We start from the raw sequence: 17380 nt of genomic DNA on the forward strand, positions 1-17380 counted from the left end.
ATACAGCTGCTCCTTCATCCAAACCTCAAACGAATGTCGCTCAATTCGGTTCATATACCGCTTGCGCCGTTCCTCGCAGCCTTGATCCCAAGCCTCTGCGAAGCCATAAATCCACCCCGCCTCATAGCGAAAAGGGGTCAGCCCCACCTTGCCATCCGTCTCCCTGTCGCTCGCTTCCAGCATATAGACCGGATGTCCTTCGTTCAGGCTTGTCCGCAGCAAGGAGATGTGGATATAGGCACATTTCTGCAAAATCCCTTCCTGCTGCCGAGCCAGCACCGCTTGGCAAAATCGGTCAAACAGCGCGGTGAACTCTGCCGCGATCAACGCTTTATTTTTCACATAATAATGATGCAACGCCCGAATTTGAGCATTGCGCTGCGGGATTACATCCTCTTCTAAAAAATGCTGCCACACTTCCATATCGTGCATCGCTTGTACTCCTATCTATGGTGTTCATTGCCTACTGATTCATCAGCACTTCAATCCCTTTAATGACAACCTGGCCTTGGTCAATCGTGATTCCTCCGTTGCCGTCCTTCGTGGACATTTCGATCTGGTTCGCCACCATCATGATTGATTCGCCGACCATCTCTATCTGCTTGCTCGCTTGCAGCATAATTTTATTTTCACAGTTCAAAATGATCGTCCCCGCGCTTGTCAGCGTAATGGTAGCACCCCCGGTCGCGCCAGTTATGGTGATTTTGTCTTCCTCAAACGTGATTTTTTGCCCCGTTGGCGTCAGCAAAAACTTCGTATTCGGATTCGCCATCAAATCGTCCTTCAAATCCTTGTCGTAGTTAATGACCGGCTGCAGCTGTTCCTGCTGGACAACCGTCATCGTTACATTTTGGCTTTTCCCGCCTGCTGATCCGGACGACCCACCATTCCCTGAACCAGACGGAGCCGCCGCATTCATTGCTTCCTCCGGCACCTTCTTCCGCACCGAGCTGAGCGCAATCCCTTCGGCTTCCTTCGCATTCGGAAAATAAATCCGCACGCTGTCGCCTTTCTCCGGCATGCAGTACCAGCCCGTCTGGTCGTCCGACGCATACATCGTAGAGTAAGGGAATGGGCTGGCGATGGCGAGGCTCCAGTTCTGATCGTAATCAAGCTGCACCTTTACCTCGTCACGCACAACCTCCATCACTTTCCCCGAAATCGACGCGCCAATCAGCTTGGCATTATGCCGCTTGCGGCGGTAAGCCGCGCGTTTCAGGCAAAGCGTATACCGATGGGTGAGCAGCCCATGCTGCATTTCCGTCCGCACCTCGAATACATGGAGCTTATGCCCTTTAAACGTCACTTTATCGCCCAGCTCAAGCACCCGATTGTTCAGCACGATTTCGTAGCAAATGTAATCCTGCTCGCTAAGGCCGGATTTCTCCATCGACGCTTCTTGTTTATAAGCGACCAAATCCTTGTACATCCGGTAGTGCGTCGCCTCGATTTTGCCTGCGTCCCGATTGTCCGGAATGCCTACATATACACGAATGCAGTCCTCGGTCGTGACCGGAACAAGCACCGAATGATAGCGGGAAGCAAGACGCTTCAAAAACTGCCAGTCGGTTTCCTGATATTGCAGCGTGTAGGCACCGAGCTTTTTATTTTCATCAAACGTATTGAACGTTTGCCCTTTGGGATAATAGCCGCTGATTTGCTGCATGAGATCGGGGAGGAGCATCGCTTGATTTTGGAAAGAGCGGGTTTGCGGCTTGAGATCCATCGCATGCGTATGCGACACAGCCTCCGCCTCCAGCCAATAAACGTGGTTTTCTACGCGAACATGGAGCTTCATGATCATGCCATGAAACAGCCGATGCTGCTTCCCGCTTTTTTCGGTATAAAGAAGCTCGATGGGGGTTTGATCATCCGCCATTCGAACATAATAATCTTCCTTTTCCTCCGGAATGATGCCCGTAAACGTCAATTTGGCGTGATCATGAACTTTTTTGACGAGCAGCACATGATGCAATCTCATGTCAAAAGGAAGTATGCGCAATTCTTCATAGCTAACTGAAAATAAGGCCATTATGTCATCTCCTTCAATTTGCCTAAGCCTCCAGCTGTACCATTAAGTTATAGTACAGGGAATAATGTTACAGTCTAAACGATATATAACAGGACTATTTTACATACTTATACTATAATATTAAAATATATATCGACTTTTTAAGATCGTTTATTAATAGAACAACCTTAATTTCAATAAAAAGGCATCAAAAAAATAAGCTCCCTTCATACACGAATGGTGTATAAAGGAAGCTTATTTATTAGGCGGCCACGGCTTGCGTACACACATTAGCCCTTGTCCGTTTTGCCGTTATTTTGCTGTTTTTATGATGTTCATTCACTTCAATTTTGCTGCTACTTCCACTAGTTCCTATTCCTGATCCACTGGCGTCACTGCATAATACAGCTCCTGCTCCAGCTCAGCAGCATAGGCTGCGCTCGTCTCTTCCGACCAGCCGAACAGCGCTGCCATCTCGGCATGCACCGCATCCTTCCATTGCAGGACGCGAGCGCGGTCAAACAACAGGTTGCCTGTACGGCGAATCCAGAAATCCGCCGGCTTCGTCGTCAGCTCATACTCCAGACCGTACATCAGCTCAATGCGCAGGCTGAGCGAAAGCTCTTGGCCGCTAGCCGTTGGCTGGCCTTTGTACTGCGGGATAAGTCCAAGCACTTGATCCACATTGGTGCCAAAATGGCGGGCAAGACGCTCAGCCTCTTCGCGTGACAGCCCAGCACGAACGCCTTCCTCCGTTTTCTTGGCAACGAAAGCCGGGAATTGGGCGGAGCCGCCGAAGTCGCCGCCTGACAATGGCAGATTTTTCGTACCGCTTGGGCGAATGCCGCTGCGGCCTTCCGCTGTGAGCTGCGTGCTCACCGTGTTCACGACGCTCTCCGCCATTTTGCGATAGCCCGTCAGCTTGCCGCCTGCAATCGAGATCAGCCCAGAACCAGCTACGAATACCTCATCCTTACGCGAAATTTCCGAAGGATCTTTGCCCTCCTGGTGAATGAGCGGACGCAAGCCGGCCCAGCTCGATTCCACATCGGAGGCTTTCAGCTTGATTGAAGGGAACATGAAATTTGCAGCCTGCAAAATATAGTCCAGATCCTGCTTTGTCATGCGCGGATGCGCCTTATCTGCCTTGTAGTTCGTATCGGTTGTGCCGATATACGTTTTGCCGTCACGCGGAATCGCGAACACCATACGTCCGTCCGGCGTATCGAAATATACCGCTTGATGCAGCGGGAAGCGCGATTGGTCAAATACCAAATGCACCCCTTTGGTCAAATGCACCGTTTTGCCTTGCTTCGAGCCATCCTGCTCACGCAGCGTATCGACCCACGGGCCTGTCGCATTGACAACCTTAACGGCACGCACCTTGCTCTCGGCTCCGGACAGCAGATCACGCACATTAGCGCCAACAACTCTGCCGTTCTCATAAATGAACGATTCAACCTTCACATAAGGAATCGAGAGCGCGCCCATGTCCACAGCCTTCTTCATCACTTCAATTGTCAGACGCGCATCATCGGTGCGGTATTCCACATAATAGCCGCCGCCCTTCATGCCTTCGCGCTTCAGCAGCGGCTCTCTGCTCATCGTCTCGTCTACGCTGAACATTTTCCGGCGCTCGCCGCGTTTGACGCCAGCCAGAAAGTCATACACGCGCAGGCCGAGCGAGGTCGAGAATTTACCGAAGGTGCCGCCTGTATAAAAAGGCAGCAGCATCCATTCTGGCGTCGTCACATGCGGTCCGTTCTCATACACAATCGCGCGCTCTTTGCCAACTTCTGCTACGACGCCGATTTCCAGCTGCTTCAAATAACGCAGACCGCCGTGAACGAGCTTCGTCGAACGGCTCGATGTCCCTGCCGCAAAGTCCTGCATATCTACAAGCGCTGTCTTGAGGCCGCGTGTCTGGGCATCCAGCGCAATGCCTGCTCCTGTAATGCCTCCACCTATAACGAGCAAATCGAATGTTTCCTCGCCTAGACTACGGTAAAGCTGTTCCCTATTTAATGCGCTAAAAGCACCCTGTTTTGTCATTCCTGTCTGTTTGCTCATCGTCTATTCCACCTTTTCAGCTAGTTCTGGTCCAATATCCTGCCAAGCGCAAACGGCTGAAGCCGTCCTCTGGCGGCAAAGCTATCGTTTCGCGGGTGAAATATAAGCCCATTATAAGTGTGAAACTTATAAATGCTTATATTTTAAAAAAAGAAAACGAAAAAACCGCAAACACCTTAAGCTGCGCAACATCTAGCGCGATGCAAAAGGTTTCTGCGGTGTCTCCGTTTCTCCGACCGAATATTAACTTGTGCCCACATTATAGCATAACGGGGCCTGCTCGTAAACAGGCTGAAGAGGGGTACCGTGATGGAAAGCCAAACCTTTCACGCAGCGATGAGCCTTTTTCGCCTTGCTTTTACACCTCCGAACAGCTGCTTCTAATCGTCAAAGCCTCGGTATAACGACCTTTTTCGGAATCGTCCGCTCCCCGCTCTCAATCGCACGGGACATCTAAACATAACCATCCTCGGAAAACAGATTTTCACTGGTGAAAATGTATTGGGGTGAAAAATGTCTTTGTTTTTCAAATAGTCCCGCAGCGTCATTTCACGTTCATCGCGTACTCGCTTATTATTGACCATATTATGCCCGCCAATGTATCCAATTCGCTGATGACCCAAATCCACAAAATAATCCAGTATTTCGGTCATTGATTTACGCAGATCAATAATGACCGAGTCAAACACTGATCATCTGGCGAAGAATCGATGAATAGACCCATTCGTTATAAAATCAAAATAAAGATATTTCCGAAAAATAGGCTATACTGAACAGAGTACAAGCCTATACATTTCATAATGGGAAGGATGCTAAACTATGGCGAAGCTCACTACTTATTTTTTCTCAGAGGATGCTAAAGCACAGGCTGATTTTTATATTCAGTCGCTTGGAGGGGAAATCGTCTCCATGATGAAATTCGGGGATTTGCCGAATACGCAAGACGATGTAAAGGACAGAATTCTTCATCTGGAGATGAAGGCCGCCGGTGTTAACTTCATGCTATGCGATGCTGTTAACCAGACACTGACCCATGGAAGTGCCATTAATCTAAGCTTGGAATTCGAAGGCGAAGCGGAAGCGCATGAGGCTTTCAATAAGCTGTCTGAGGGTGGAACGGTGAAAAAAGAGCTGAGTCTGGAATTTTGGGGCTCGCTGTTCGGACAGCTGGAAGATAAGTTCGGTATCCAGTGGATGATTACGACGGCTGCGAAGACAAGCGAAGCTTAGCTCCACTTAGGCACAAAATTAGGTATAAAAAAAAGCAAACCCCTCTCGCTTTATGCGAAAGGGGTTTGCTTAATGTTATTTTTCGGAATAAATTATTCCTTCTTGTATCCTTCATCCACCAGCTCAATGCGTCCCGTCTCCGGATCGATAATGAAGCCGTGAACAGGAATATGCGCGGGCATCAGCGGATGGTTGCGAATAATACCGATGCTGTCCATGACGCCTTCCTCTACCTTATCGAACCCCTTCAAGAAACGGTCCATCTTAATGCCGGAACTCTCCAGCGTCTCGATAACGACTTCAGAAATGCCGTTTTCCTTGAATTTATTGACCATGCCCTGCGTATCCAAATTGTTCATGCCACAGCCGTGATGCCCGATAACGAGCACTTCCTCTACGCCCAGCTCATAGACAGCGACTAAAATACTGCGCATCGCACTACCGAACGGTTGAGTCAAAATCGCACCCGCGTTTTTAATGATTTTGGCATCGCCATTGCGCAAATTCAGCGCTTGCGGCAGCAGCTCAACAAGCCGAGTGTCCATGCACGTCAAAATCGCCAGCTTTTTCGCCGGAAACTTGTCTGTGAGAAACTGTTCATATCGTTTTTCCTCAACAAATTTTTCATTATATGACAATAAATCATTTACAATACTCATCCTTCATCTCCCCCTCTGCTATTGCCAGATAAGCCTTGTCTATCATTTATGAAGGCCTATTCATATAAAAAAGGAAGAGCCGCAGCTCTCCCTTCATTATCATTCCTGCGCAACTCATGCCATATACGTAAGCTTAGCTCACACAGGATCAGAAAAGCTAAACTTACTTTAGCATAAGTCGCACAATATGGGCAATAGCAAGAATAAGGTTACAGTTCTACTATCGCTTTAATGACTTTCGATTCCGGCTTCAGCCACTCGTCGAACACGCCAATCAAACCTTCAAAGGACGAACGATGCGTAATTAACCGGTCTACGTTAACACTGCCTCTGGATACCGCTTCAATCACGATGTCGAAATCCTCACGCGTTGCATTGCGGCTGCCCATCAGAGTGAGCTCACGCTTATGGAATTCAGGATCATGAAAGGCAATATCCGCTTTCACGAGTCCAACATAGACCAGCTTGCCGCCATGCGCTGCCAGACCGAAGGCGTCTGTCATAGAACGGGCGTTGCCCGTTGCGTCAAATACGACGGTCGGAAATTCTCCCTCTGTCAGCTCGGCGATCCGCTCTTTCGGCTGCTGCAAGGCATGAACCGTTTCATCAACACCAGCCCAATCCTTGCAAAAAGCAAGCCGCTCGTCATTAATATCCATCGCAATGACCCGTGCTCCCTGATGCTTGGCAAACGCCATAACGCCAAGCCCTATCGGCCCTGCTCCGATAACGAGCACGGTCTCGCCCGCTTCCAGCTCCGCACGGCGCACAGCATGGGCGCCGATGCTAAGCGGCTCCAGCATAGCTGTCGCATCCAGCGTTAAGCCATCGGTCTTGATCAGATGGGTGGCGGGAACCGCGATCAGCTCGCGCATGCCGCCATCCTTATGAACGCCCAGCACTTGCATCGCGGTGCAGCAATTTGTTTTGCCGCGCCTGCATGCAGTGCAAGTACCGCAGTGCATATAAGGAATGACACTAACTTGATCGCCTGGCTTAAGCCCGGTTACCTTTTCACCGACCGCTTCTACAATAGCCGCCAGCTCATGTCCAAGAACACGAGGGTATTGAAAAAAAGGCTGGTTGCCTTTGTACGCATGCATATCTGTGCCGCAAATGCCGATGCGGCGGATGCGAATAATGGCATCCTCTGGGCCCGCCGTGAGTGTACCTTCGCCGCCTCCGCCAAAAGCAGGCTGCTCCTGCTCCGTCAGCTTGAGGCTGTCTGGCTGCTCACAAACAATAGCTTTCATGATGTCGCGCTCCTTTGCCCGCCGCCGCTAATTTTCTCATTATATTCCGGCAAGCCGCTGATCCAGCTTTCATCTGCAACTGGCGCCAGCAATTCAAGCACTTCCTTAAGAAGCTGCTCGTCTATAGGCTCCTCTATCCACGCCGCATTGCGGCGGATATTTTCTGGATTTGCTGTACTGACCAGCATCGTCGGAATTTGCTCATTCGCTACAGCAAACTGCATAGCCAGCTTCGCAATATCTGTCCCTTGCGCAGCACAATGCTCGGCAGCACGCAGACAGGCGGCCTTCAGCTCGCCGCTGGCCGGATGCCAGTCCGGCGTGCCTCTTGTGCCAAGCAAGCCCATCGACAACGGCGACGCGCTGACCAAGCCGACATTGTGCTGCTCAATGAGCGGCAGCAGGCCAAGCAGCGACGTATCATTTAACGAATAATGGCAATAGGATAAAATCACATCGACTTCCGTATGCGGCAGCCATTTCTCGAATAGCTGCAGCGGCAATCCGGAAATGCCATAGTGACGTATTTTCCCCTGCTCCTTGAGCTTTTGCAGCGCTGGAATGCCCTGTGCCGCATGCTCAGGCGAAACAAACTCAATATCGTGAAGGAACATAAAATCAACATAGTCCGTGTTAAGCCGCTGCAAGCTTTCTTCAAGAGAGCTAATAATCCGGCTCTCGGAAAAATCAAAGTTATCTACGCCATATCGGCCCGCTTTAGTCGAGAGCAGAAACTGGTCCCGCGGCAGCTCCTTAATCGCCTTTCCGAGCACCGTCTCCGCCTTCGTCATTCCGTAATACGGCGAGACGTCGATATAGTTAATGCCCGCATCCAATGCGCTGTGAACGGTACGAATCGCTTCTTCCTCATTCGTTTCCCGGAATACCGAACCGAGCGAAGACGCGCCGAAGCTGAGTACCGATACATCCAGTCCGGTTTTACCTAATTTGCGATATTTCATCGTTTCCCTCCAATTACAAAATAACGCCGTCTTTGAAAATCGCAATTTCCTTAAAGCCATTGCGTTCATTATTCGTCTTCGCTTCGCCAGAAGCGAGCGCCAGCAGCTGATCCCACAGCTCATCGGTCAGCTCGTTCATCGTCTTGCCTTCGAGCAGCTGTCCCGCATTGAAATCAATCCAATTTTTTTTGCGTCCGGCCAGCTCGCTGTTCGTCGCGATTTTCACTGTTGGCACCGGGCCGCCGAATGGCGTTCCCCGTCCTGTCGTGAACAGCACAATATGCGCTCCCCCAGCGGACAATGCCGTTACTGATACGAGATCATTGCCCGGCGCTTCCAGCAAATTCAGGCCAGTATGCGAAATCCGCTCGCCATAAGGCACAACGTCCTTCACCAGCGCGTGGCCGCCCTTTTGCGTACAGCCGAGCGACTTCTCCTCCAGCGTACTGATACCGCCGGCCTTGTTGCCTGGCGAAGGATTTTCATAAATTTCCTGATCATGACGAATAAAATATTGCTTAAAGTCGTTAATTAAATGTACGATTTTCCCAAAAACCTGCTCATTGTCTGCGCGATTCATCAATATCGTTTCCGCGCCGAACATTTCAGGCACCTCGGTCAAAATCGCCGTTCCACCCGCCTCAATTAAGCGATCGGATACCGTCCCGACAAGCGGGTTGGCGGTAATGCCGGACAAGCCGTCTGAGCCGCCGCATTTGAGCCCTAGCTTAAGCTTGGAGACCGGTACCGGCTCCCGCTTGAAGCGCTCTGCGAATTCGACGAGAGTGTCGATTTCCTCAAGCGCAGCCTCCAGCTCATCCTCGACCTCCTGCGACTTGATAAACTTGACGCGCTCCGGGTTATAATTGCCAATCGCCTGCTTAAACAGGTCGATTTGATTATTTTCGCAGCCGAGTCCCATCACGAGCACACCCGCTGCATTCGGATGATTCACAAGCGAAGCGAGCAGCTTCTGCGTATGCTGAAGATCGTCGCCAAGCTGCGAGCAGCCAAACGGATGGGCAAAATGATAAACGCCATCGACGCGTCCCGCATACATTGCATCGGCCTTTCGCGCTACGATTTCACAGGTTTTGTTAATGCAGCCGACCGTGTTAATGATCCAAATTTCATTGCGGATGCCAACCTCGCCGCCATCCCGCACATAGCCTTGAAACGTCTGGTTCGCGCGATTCACGGAGCTCGCAGCTGGCGCTGCCGATTCCTCTCGACCCTTGGCCGGATCATACGAATACTCTAGAAAGCCCTTCAAGCCCGTTCCAATATTATGCGTATGCACCCAGCTGCCTGCCGAAATATCCGACTTGGCAATGCCGATGGAATAGCCGAACTTGAGCACATGGGCGTCCTGCGGGATTGGAGTCGCTGCAATTTTATGCCCTTTCGGCACGTCATCCAGCAGCTCCAGCTCCCTGCCATTTTCAAGCGTCAGCTTATCCCCTTGGGAAAGCGGCGTAAGCGCAATAACGACCTGATCCTTCTCATTAAGCCGAACCCAGTTATTCATGCTGACCACGCTCCAGTTCCTCTAATTGTGAAGCTACCGCCTCCACCAAGCCTGGTACTGCCTGCAAGTCGCGCCCCCACAGCTCGCTTAAGGCCAGCAGCCGCTCTGCTTGCTCTTGTTCCGAACCCGCTGCTGCGCCTTGACCTGCTCCTTCCGAAGCCCACGCCGCTGCAAGCGCCGCTAATGCTCCGGCATCGTCGCGCACCGTATAGACGGTGCCGAACAAATCCGTACCTGTATATGCGCCTGCTCCATCGCTCTCTACTTTATAGTAGCGCAGCAATCCGGCAAAAGCGCGTACAAGCCGTGCTGGCACTGGCTCGCCGCGATCTGCGTAAGCTAGCAGAGATGGCAGCAGCCTGACCTTGAACTTGCTGATGCTGTTCATCGCAATATCAGCGAGCCGGTGGCGGATGAACGGATTGAGAAAGCGCTCATAGACCGCAGCGGCATAATCTTTAAGCTCGTCTTCCGGCAGCGGCAGCGCCGGAATGATCTCCTTCTCTACGGCATCACGAACGTATGGACCAAACTCAGCATGCTCCATCACTTCGCGCACCTGCTCCAGCCCATGGACAAGCGCAAGCGGCGTCATCAGCGTGTGTGCGCCATTCAGTATCCGCACCTTCCGCAGCTGAAATGGCTTCAAATCCTCCACAAAATGCACATTCAGCCCTGCCCGGCGCAGCGGCAGCTGCTCATCCAGCTCCGGCTCCGCCTCAATCGCCCAAAAATGGTACGGCTCCGCTGTCGTCAGCATCGGGTCCTCATAGCCCCACTCCGCAAACCATTGCTGCGCCTGCTGCTCATCAGGGTAGCCCGTCACGATCCGGTCTACAAGCGAGTTTAGGAAGCGGTTATCCTGCTCCACCCATTCTTTGAACGCCTGCGGGAAGCCCCAATCTTCGCTATAGCGCAGGACGCAAGCTTTCAGCTCATCGCCATTGCGTTCCAGCAGCTCGCAGGGCAAGCAGATCAATCCGCTGCCCGCAACGCCTTCGAATGCGAGAAAACGGCGATACAGCAAGTAGGCAAGCTTGCCTGGATAAGACTGAATCGGCTGGCCTTCCTGCAGCGGCTCCGGCTTGTAGGCAAGTCCCGCCTCCGTCGTGTTGGAAACGACGAAACGCAAATCCTCGCTTTCCGCAAGCTGCACTAGCGCTTCCCACTCCGAATACGGATCGAATGCTTTCGCAAATACGGTAACGACTTCCTTGCGCTCGACAGCCGCACCATTTTCCAATCCGCGAATGACCAGCGTATAAAGGCCACCCTGCTTGGCTAACGCGTCAATTTTTGGCTTGCCGCCTGGACGCGGCTGCGTCACCGCGACACCACCGCCGAACAGCCCCTGCTTATGGCATTCCTGAAGCATCCAATCGGAAAAGCCGCGCAAAAAGTTGCCTTCGCCGATTTGCAGCACCGTTATTTTCCCTGCTTGAACCGCCTCATATCTTTCGCGGTCTTCCTGTCCCAGAAGCGTCTTATTTAACTGGCTCATAGTTTATAAAACTCCTTTGCATTTAGTCCGAACAGCTTGCTTCGCTCCGCATCTCCCCAAGAGGCTGGCAGCGCCTGCTCCAGCACATCCACGACTTCATCATAGCCCGCCGCCAGCAGGCACACCGGCCAATCACTGCCGAACATCACCCGGTCCGGACCAAAAACCTCCAGCACATGGCGAATATACGCGATAAAATGCTCCGGTCTCCAGCTTTCGTGGCTTGCCTCCGTCACCATTCCTGACAGCTTGCAATACAGCTTCGGATAACGCGCCAGCTCCGTCAGCTGACTGCGCCAAGGGTCAAGTTCTCCCGCCGCGATCCGCGGCTTTGCCAGATGATCGATAACACCGCGCAAATTCGGCACCTGCTTCATGAGCTGAACGAGCGAGTCAAGCTGATGCACGGCGAGAAGCAGGTCAATAGGCGTATCCCGCTGCTCATACTCCTTCAGCGCTTCAACGAACGTCTGCTGCAAAATCACATTTGCATCCTGCAGCTCTTGAATCATCACGCGGAACCCCACGAACCGCTGATGACGTTCAAATCGTTCGAAGTGGCTTAAATGCTCGGGATCGAACAGATCGAGATAACCGACAACCCCCGCAATCGACTCCGTGCGGTCGCTCAAGGCGAGTAAATACTCGGTCTCTGCCAACGTTGGTGCTGCTTGCACCGCGATCGTATGGCTAATGCCATGCCGATTCAGGTTTGGCTGCAAATGCTCCGGCCCAAAATCGCGGTAAAGCACGGGAACCTCTGGTGTAATCCAGCCGTAATCGCCCCGCTCAATTGCCCAATAATGCTGATGTGCATCAATCCTCATCGTCGCTGCCCCCTATAAAACGATATTTTCACACAAGGTGAAACGGCTTTCGCCGTCCTTTGGCGGCGCAGCGCGTTTCAGTCCGAGAAATATAGAGAAAGGATGGCGAAATCATATCCTTTCCTATATTTTAAAATGCAAGTATAATTGTTAACGTTTTCAAAGCAGCATCCGCTCTAATGTGGAAACCTGCTCCCGCTGCTATTTATCCCTTTTCTCTTATTATAAATGCCAATAATGATATTAAAAATAACGTATTCCTGCATATTTGTACTGTATTTTGATTTTTGCTATGCTGGACTATAGAAACAAGGCGCGCTTGGCTCAAGCAAGCGCATGGAGGAGGCGTTTCGCTTATGGAGCCGTTTCGCAAGCCGTTCGAGGTTGGCAGCTCATTCCCTTTCGATTTCGTCTACCGTGACCGCAAGCATTGGCAGACGGAGCTGCCCGATCATCTGCATGACTGGTATGAGCTCGTCTATATTTATGAAGGAAAAGGCACTTTTTTTATTGACCAAACCTTTTACGATATGAAGCCCGGCGATTTGTTTATTATTCCGGGCAATACGATACATCGCTCGTTTCCCGACAAGGAGGAGCCGGTGACGTCGACGGCGATTTTTTTCAGCACGTTATTCGTCCAAACCGCGTCGTTCGGGGACACCTTCTCTTATTTGCGCTGCTTCGACCATGCCAAAAAGCATAAACGCTACAAATTTGAGCCTACCCTGCAGGAGCAGCTCAAGCTGGAGCGGCTCATTGATGAGCTTGAGCTGGAGCAGCGCGAGCAGCAGCCCGGCTATCGGCAGGCGATATTGCTGCAGCTGGAGCATATTTTGCTGCTGATGAACCGCCGGATTATTGCGAGCAGCCGCGAATATGCCAAGGCGGATGGCCCGCTGATTGGCCCGCTATGGATGCGGAGCATTCTTCACTATATCGATGAGCATCCCGAAAGCCCGCTCGGCTTGTCCATTTTGGCGCAAATGGCGGCGGTCACGCCGGCCCATTTTTCCCGCGTGTTTAAGCAGCTCACCGGCATGAATGTCACCGACTATGTGACGGCGAAGCGCATTATTCGCGCCAAGGAGCTGCTGCTCGCAAGCGACGAGAACATTCGGCTCATTGCCGACGCCTGCGGCTTTGAGAGCCTGCCCCATTTTCACCGCATGTTCAAAAAAGTAACCGGGCAAACGCCCGCCGCTTATAAAAAAGCGACGCCAGCCGACCAAGCGTAAACGGCTTTCGCCGTCCTCTGGCGGCAAAGCTTCCGTTTCGAGGGTGAAATATAAGCCGATTATAAGGGGGTAACTTATACATGCTTATATTTTAAAAAATGCATAACAAGGAATCGAAGAGGGGAACCGTAAGTAAGCGGTTTCCCTCTTTTTTTACCAAATTTATAATTGACAGGAGTGAAAGACGAGTGCTATATTACAATTCGTACTACAATGCTAAGTAAACAGGTAGGAATTATATTTAATTCCTGCTCATCATAGCAGAAAGGATGTTGGGAATGGAAAATAATTTAGTATCCGCTTTTCAGAACAACTGGATTACGCTGCTCGTATCGGCAGTCATTATCGCAGCGCTTTATTATCTCGCGAAGAAACGTGTAGGCTTCGGTACGAGGGTGCTGCTGGCGCTTGGCCTTGGTCTTGTCGCCGGCATTATTTTCAATAAATTTGAGCTGCAATTCGAAGGGGTTGGCACAATCGGCTCCATCTATATCAGCTTGATTCGCATGATCGTTATTCCGCTCGTCTTCGTGCTCGTCATTAACAGCATTATCTCCATCACCAATATCGCTTTCCTGAAAAAAATCGGCATCAAGACCGTGTCGTGGTTTCTTGCCACAACGGGTGTCGCCGCTATTATCGGCCTGCTCGTCGCCGTAGCTCTTAACCCGGCAGGTAGCTTCGAAACTACTTCGCCGGAAGGCTTTGAGGCTAGGGAAGTGCCGAGCTTTTTCCAAGTTATTTTGGACCAGGTGCCTTCCAATCCGATTAATGAAGCGGCAACCGGCAAGGTGCTTCCTGTGCTGATCTTCGCCATCTTCATCGCCATTGCGATCGTCAAGGTTGGCGCGAAGAAGCCCGATGCCGTTCAGCCCGTTAAAGCGCTGTTCGCCTCGCTCACCGAGGTGCTGCATCAGGTTGTCAAATTCGTGCTTCGCTTCACGCCATATGGTGTTTATGCACTAATCGCCGTTATGGCTGCCAGATATGGCCTTGAAACGTTGAAGCCGCTCGGCATGCTCATTATCGTCACCTACATTGCCCTGATTTTGCATTTCGTGCTCGTATTTGGAGGACTGATCTCCTTCGTTGCCAAGCTGAATCCGCTGCGGTTTTTCAAGAAGGCGTATCCGACGATTGCGGTTGCGTTCACGACGCGCAGCAGCTACGCGACTTTGCCGATCAATCTGGAGGTCATTACGAAGCGGCTCGGCGTTTCACCTAAAGTTGCCAGCTTCGTCGCTCCGCTTGGCGCCACGATGAACTTTAACGGCTGTGGCGGCGTGTGGCCTGCAGTGGTCGCGGTATTCGTTTCGCATATTTATGGCATTCCGCTCGGCGTTACCGAATATATCCTGATTGTGCTCGTCAGCGTCATTTCGTCGATCGGTGTTGCTGGCGTACCAGGCCCTGCCTCCATCTCGACAACTGTCGTGCTCACTGCCGTTGGCCTGCCGCTGGAAGGACTTGCGCTTGTTGTCGCTGTCGAATCGCTTATTGATATGGGCCGCACAGCCGTAAATGCAACGGGAACGACGGTCACTTCCGTGCTCGTCGCTCAAGCCGAAGGCGAGCTGGATCGCGATGTGTTTAACAGCAACAATAATGATGAGCTTGAACTAAGCCCCGCTTAATGAGCCAATGAAAAATAGCCCTGCTTGATCACGAAGCTTGCCTTCATGATGAAGCGGGGCTATTGGCGTTTCCGATGGTGAAGATTTTGAAAATGAGCAGATGTATGGGTTTCAGCGCATGGACGACGGCTGGAAGCTTGCCGATATCGATTAATGCGTTCAAAGACTTAAGCCATAAAATAACGGCAGAGGCATTCCCGGTATTAGACGGAAACAGCTCTGCCGTTATTCAAGCATCAGCTTAGCTGTTCTGCGCCAAGCCCGATTTTTTTGAGCAGCTGGATCAGCAGCTCTTTCTCCGAATCATCAATGAATGACATGCTGCGTGAAATCATTTCCGCATGCTTAGGAAAAATTTCATTAAACAGCTGCGTGCCCGATTCGGTAAGCGCGGCATTGGAAGCTCGTCTATCGGTCGGGCTGGGATGCCGCTTGACGTATCCTTTTTTCTCCAGCTTGTCCACAACATAAGTGATGCTTCCGGTTGGAATGGAGAAGGTTTCGCTGATTTTCGTAATCGGCTGTGGCCCCTTGCTGTATAATAGCTCAAGAATAATGAATTGCTCCGGCTCAATGCCGTGGCTTGCTATGTCTTTTTTGACATTTCCAAATACGGCCATAGAGGCCTTGCTCCAAACACGGAACAGCCGCAAGTCCAGCTCGGTGCGCTCATCAGCTTGATACATATATACCCAACCTCCTTTCCCGTCTAAAATAAACCCGTTATCGTGGTTTGTTGTACAGCGGATAATCTACCTCTGCCGGAACGTCAATGATGCTGAAACGCAGCCGCTCCTGGCTTGGATTGCTTAGTCGTATTTCTCCGCCTTCCTCTGACTGTACCACTATAAAATCTTTATGTGCAAATGAAATCTCCTGCTCGCTTGCAAGTGTGCCGCCGCCTCTGCTCGCCAATATGCCCGCAATGCGGCTGCGTCCCAGTGAATAGCTGTACGTATGCGAAGCTCCGGCTTCCATGTCCACATCGACCATTATAGCATCCGTTACAAGCTGAATCGGCGAATGCTCGCCCAAAATCGTTTTGACCGTTACCCCGTTCTCGGATGTGAGCGGAAATTGCTCATGCGTATATTTGGCATATACTGGCTCCCGTTTCACCGCCTTGCTAAGATGCGGCTCCAGCCAAATTTGAAACAGCTCTCCCGGGCCGTCCGAGCCTTCCGCATGCCACATGCCAGAGCCGGTCTGCATCACTTGAACGCCACCTTCTCCGACGACGCTATTTGTGCCGAGCGAGTCCCGATGGGAGCTCTTCCCTCCCAGCACATAGGTCAAAATTTCAAAGCCCTTATGTGGATGCTCTCCAATGCCGGCCGCTTCCTCAATATGTCCCCATGCCCAATAAAACAACGGGCCAAGCCGGTTGAAAATAGAGCCCTCGCCAGAAAAGCCGATTGGCTTCTGCTCTTTTATTTTGCCTCCGTCAAATTCGCCTTTGCCCTGTTCTTCTGGACTTACAATCCGAATTTTCATTTGAATGCATCTCCTTTATGAGGATGAAAATGTCATAGCTTTAACGAATCGGTTACGTCCATTGCCTTATTAGCCCACCAATGCGCTCCAGTTGAGCAGCAATACGATCAAGCCAAGCACCAGCAATATGAGCGGCATGCCCAATTTGGAGCCTGGGTCTTTGACTTTAAGGTGAGTAGCAACGGCACCCGCCATAATGACCACGATAATCAAGCCGCCCCAAGCCGCCAGACTGCTGTACCAAATACCCGCCACAACAAGAGCCGCTGCCGCAATTTCAGCCACGCCTGTGAACAGTCGAACACCGGAAGGCAAGCCATAACGCTTGAACTCATCGACCATTTGCTTCGAGCCCAGCTTCATAAAACCAAACATTAGAAAACCAAGTCCCAACAAAGCTTGAATAACAATAGATACGATACTCATTTTAATTCCCCCACTAGTCGTTTTTTATTCTTAAATTATTTAATCTAATATTAGAATATAATTACTCTAACATTAGAGTAATTGACTGTCAAGGGACTTTGAAAAAGAAAGTAGCTGTCGCACGTTAGGCCGCGTATGCAAACGTAATCAGGATCAGATCCTGATCAGGTCCTGATAGAAGCCAACGTCAAACGTATTTTTCTCTACTACCGGGAATGCCACCCCTCATGAATGTAAACCTACGTACCGAAAGGCAGCTTTATGCTCTTCGTTTCAGGGGTTAACTCCCTGTACAAAGCTAGACTTGGTGGACACAGCAGCCGCTATATCAACCCGAATACGGATTATGGCATAGATGGACGATATAGCAGCCGCTATTTCATCAGAATCAGGGATTATGTCACTGGCTGCGGACTCAGGAGACGCTAATGGGCTGCAAATGGCCATTTTGACGGGAGAATGAGTGCAATAACGGATCTCCTGCTCTTCTGTCAATAGAGTGGACACGCCTATTATGCTATTTTTTCGTAATAAAGCTGTTCGAAAC

Annotated in this window: 17 protein-coding genes; 4 read left to right on the forward strand and 13 right to left on the reverse strand. The window is 51.0% G+C overall.

Annotated features, from left to right (window positions below):
* From WH37_RS32590 to WH37_RS32600, 3 genes are all read right to left on the reverse strand, one after another.
* Positions 1–432: hypothetical protein (locus tag WH37_RS32590; RefSeq protein WP_046234839.1), on the reverse strand; the 432-nt coding region annotated here is incomplete at its 3' end.
* Positions 433–463: 31 nt separating this feature from the next.
* A complete protein-coding gene (locus WH37_RS32595) occupies positions 464–2032 on the reverse strand; it encodes a contractile injection system protein, VgrG/Pvc8 family (protein ID WP_052737422.1) in 1569 nt (522 codons plus the stop codon).
* A gap of 351 nt (positions 2033–2383) precedes the next feature.
* A complete protein-coding gene (locus tag WH37_RS32600) occupies positions 2384–4081 on the reverse strand; it encodes a glycerol-3-phosphate dehydrogenase/oxidase (protein ID WP_082111120.1) in 1698 nt (565 codons plus the stop codon).
* Positions 4082–4900: 819 nt separating this feature from the next.
* Here WH37_RS32600 and WH37_RS32605 point away from each other — a divergent pair.
* Positions 4901–5311 (forward strand): VOC family protein, encoded by a 411-nt coding sequence (locus WH37_RS32605; RefSeq protein ID WP_046234840.1) that lies wholly within the window; start codon positions 4901–4903, stop codon positions 5309–5311.
* 92 nt (positions 5312–5403) lie between these two features.
* Here the strand turns inward: WH37_RS32605 and WH37_RS32610 are convergent, their stop codons facing one another.
* The 6 genes from WH37_RS32610 to WH37_RS32635 form a co-directional block, all read right to left on the reverse strand.
* Entirely contained in the window at positions 5404–5970 is a 567-nt protein-coding gene (locus WH37_RS32610) for a beta-class carbonic anhydrase (RefSeq protein WP_046234841.1), read from the reverse strand.
* Positions 5971–6179: 209 nt separating this feature from the next.
* Positions 6180–7223 carry a zinc-binding alcohol dehydrogenase family protein gene (locus tag WH37_RS32615; RefSeq protein WP_046234842.1) on the reverse strand — a complete coding sequence of 348 codons (1044 nt, stop codon included), beginning with the start codon at positions 7221–7223 and terminating at the stop codon, positions 6180–6182.
* Entirely contained in the window at positions 7220–8185 is a 966-nt protein-coding gene (locus tag WH37_RS32620; protein WP_046234843.1) for an aldo/keto reductase, read from the reverse strand. Before WH37_RS32620 ends, WH37_RS32615 begins: the two co-directional genes overlap by 4 nt.
* Positions 8186–8198: 13 nt before the next feature.
* Entirely contained in the window at positions 8199–9713 is a 1515-nt protein-coding gene (locus WH37_RS32625) for a UxaA family hydrolase (protein ID WP_046234844.1), read from the reverse strand.
* Positions 9706–11214, reverse strand: a complete 1509-nt coding sequence (locus WH37_RS32630; protein ID WP_046234845.1) for a tagaturonate reductase — start codon at positions 11212–11214, stop codon at positions 9706–9708. The genes WH37_RS32625 and WH37_RS32630 overlap by 8 nt, the downstream gene beginning before the upstream one ends.
* Positions 11211–12041 (reverse strand): amidohydrolase family protein, encoded by an 831-nt coding sequence (locus WH37_RS32635; protein WP_046234846.1) that lies wholly within the window; start codon positions 12039–12041, stop codon positions 11211–11213. The genes WH37_RS32630 and WH37_RS32635 overlap by 4 nt, the downstream gene beginning before the upstream one ends.
* Before the next feature lie 356 nt (positions 12042–12397).
* Between WH37_RS32635 and WH37_RS32640 the strand changes: the two genes are divergently transcribed.
* The 3 genes from WH37_RS32640 (at position 12398) to WH37_RS35875 (ending at position 15158) form a co-directional block, all read left to right on the forward strand.
* Complete coding sequence (locus WH37_RS32640) at positions 12398–13279, forward strand: AraC family transcriptional regulator (RefSeq protein WP_046234847.1); 882 nt, start codon at positions 12398–12400, stop codon at positions 13277–13279.
* A gap of 278 nt (positions 13280–13557) precedes the next feature.
* Positions 13558–14913, forward strand: coding sequence for a dicarboxylate/amino acid:cation symporter (locus tag WH37_RS32645; RefSeq protein ID WP_046234848.1), 1356 nt, complete (start codon positions 13558–13560; stop codon positions 14911–14913).
* A gap of 92 nt (positions 14914–15005) precedes the next feature.
* Positions 15006–15158 (forward strand): hypothetical protein, encoded by a 153-nt coding sequence (locus WH37_RS35875; protein ID WP_156182440.1) that lies wholly within the window; start codon positions 15006–15008, stop codon positions 15156–15158.
* On the opposite strand, the gene WH37_RS32650 is transcribed toward WH37_RS35875, so the two are convergent.
* The 4 genes from WH37_RS32650 to WH37_RS36885 form a co-directional block, all read right to left on the reverse strand.
* The gene (locus tag WH37_RS32650; protein ID WP_046234849.1) at positions 15150–15599 is read right to left on the reverse strand and encodes a MarR family winged helix-turn-helix transcriptional regulator; all 450 of its coding nucleotides are present in this window, start codon (positions 15597–15599) and stop codon (positions 15150–15152) included. The genes WH37_RS35875 and WH37_RS32650 overlap by 9 nt on opposite strands.
* A gap of 37 nt (positions 15600–15636) precedes the next feature.
* Positions 15637–16407 (reverse strand): pirin family protein, encoded by a 771-nt coding sequence (locus WH37_RS32655; protein WP_046234850.1) that lies wholly within the window; start codon positions 16405–16407, stop codon positions 15637–15639.
* A gap of 69 nt (positions 16408–16476) precedes the next feature.
* Entirely contained in the window at positions 16477–16833 is a 357-nt protein-coding gene (locus WH37_RS32660; protein ID WP_074905069.1) for a DoxX family protein, read from the reverse strand.
* Between the two features lie 273 nt (positions 16834–17106).
* On the reverse strand, positions 17107–17380 hold a 274-nt coding region (locus WH37_RS36885), incomplete at its 5' end, for a hypothetical protein (protein ID WP_231594464.1).

Origin of the sequence: Paenibacillus algorifonticola (assembly GCF_000971975.1) — a bacterium.
Taxonomy (GTDB): Bacteria; Bacillota; Bacilli; order Paenibacillales; family Paenibacillaceae; genus Pristimantibacillus; species Pristimantibacillus algorifonticola.

Coding starts and splice junctions, on each gene's coding strand:
- WH37_RS32595 (WP_052737422.1), bottom strand. CDS start 2,032: ATGGCCTTATTTTCAGTTAGCTATGAAGAATTGCGCATACTTCCTTTT.
- WH37_RS32600 (WP_082111120.1), bottom strand. CDS start 4,081: ATGAGCAAACAGACAGGAATGACAAAACAGGGTGCTTTTAGCGCATTA.
- WH37_RS32605 (WP_046234840.1), top strand. CDS start 4,901: ATGGCGAAGCTCACTACTTATTTTTTCTCAGAGGATGCTAAAGCACAG.
- WH37_RS32610 (WP_046234841.1), bottom strand. CDS start 5,970: ATGAGTATTGTAAATGATTTATTGTCATATAATGAAAAATTTGTTGAG.
- WH37_RS32615 (WP_046234842.1), bottom strand. CDS start 7,223: ATGAAAGCTATTGTTTGTGAGCAGCCAGACAGCCTCAAGCTGACGGAG.
- WH37_RS32620 (WP_046234843.1), bottom strand. CDS start 8,185: ATGAAATATCGCAAATTAGGTAAAACCGGACTGGATGTATCGGTACTC.
- WH37_RS32625 (WP_046234844.1), bottom strand. CDS start 9,713: ATGAATAACTGGGTTCGGCTTAATGAGAAGGATCAGGTCGTTATTGCG.
- WH37_RS32630 (WP_046234845.1), bottom strand. CDS start 11,214: ATGAGCCAGTTAAATAAGACGCTTCTGGGACAGGAAGACCGCGAAAGA.
- WH37_RS32635 (WP_046234846.1), bottom strand. CDS start 12,041: ATGAGGATTGATGCACATCAGCATTATTGGGCAATTGAGCGGGGCGAT.
- WH37_RS32640 (WP_046234847.1), top strand. CDS start 12,398: ATGGAGCCGTTTCGCAAGCCGTTCGAGGTTGGCAGCTCATTCCCTTTC.
- WH37_RS32645 (WP_046234848.1), top strand. CDS start 13,558: ATGGAAAATAATTTAGTATCCGCTTTTCAGAACAACTGGATTACGCTG.
- WH37_RS35875 (WP_156182440.1), top strand. CDS start 15,006: ATGAGCAGATGTATGGGTTTCAGCGCATGGACGACGGCTGGAAGCTTG.
- WH37_RS32650 (WP_046234849.1), bottom strand. CDS start 15,599: ATGTATCAAGCTGATGAGCGCACCGAGCTGGACTTGCGGCTGTTCCGT.
- WH37_RS32655 (WP_046234850.1), bottom strand. CDS start 16,407: ATGAAAATTCGGATTGTAAGTCCAGAAGAACAGGGCAAAGGCGAATTT.
- WH37_RS32660 (WP_074905069.1), bottom strand. CDS start 16,833: ATGAGTATCGTATCTATTGTTATTCAAGCTTTGTTGGGACTTGGTTTT.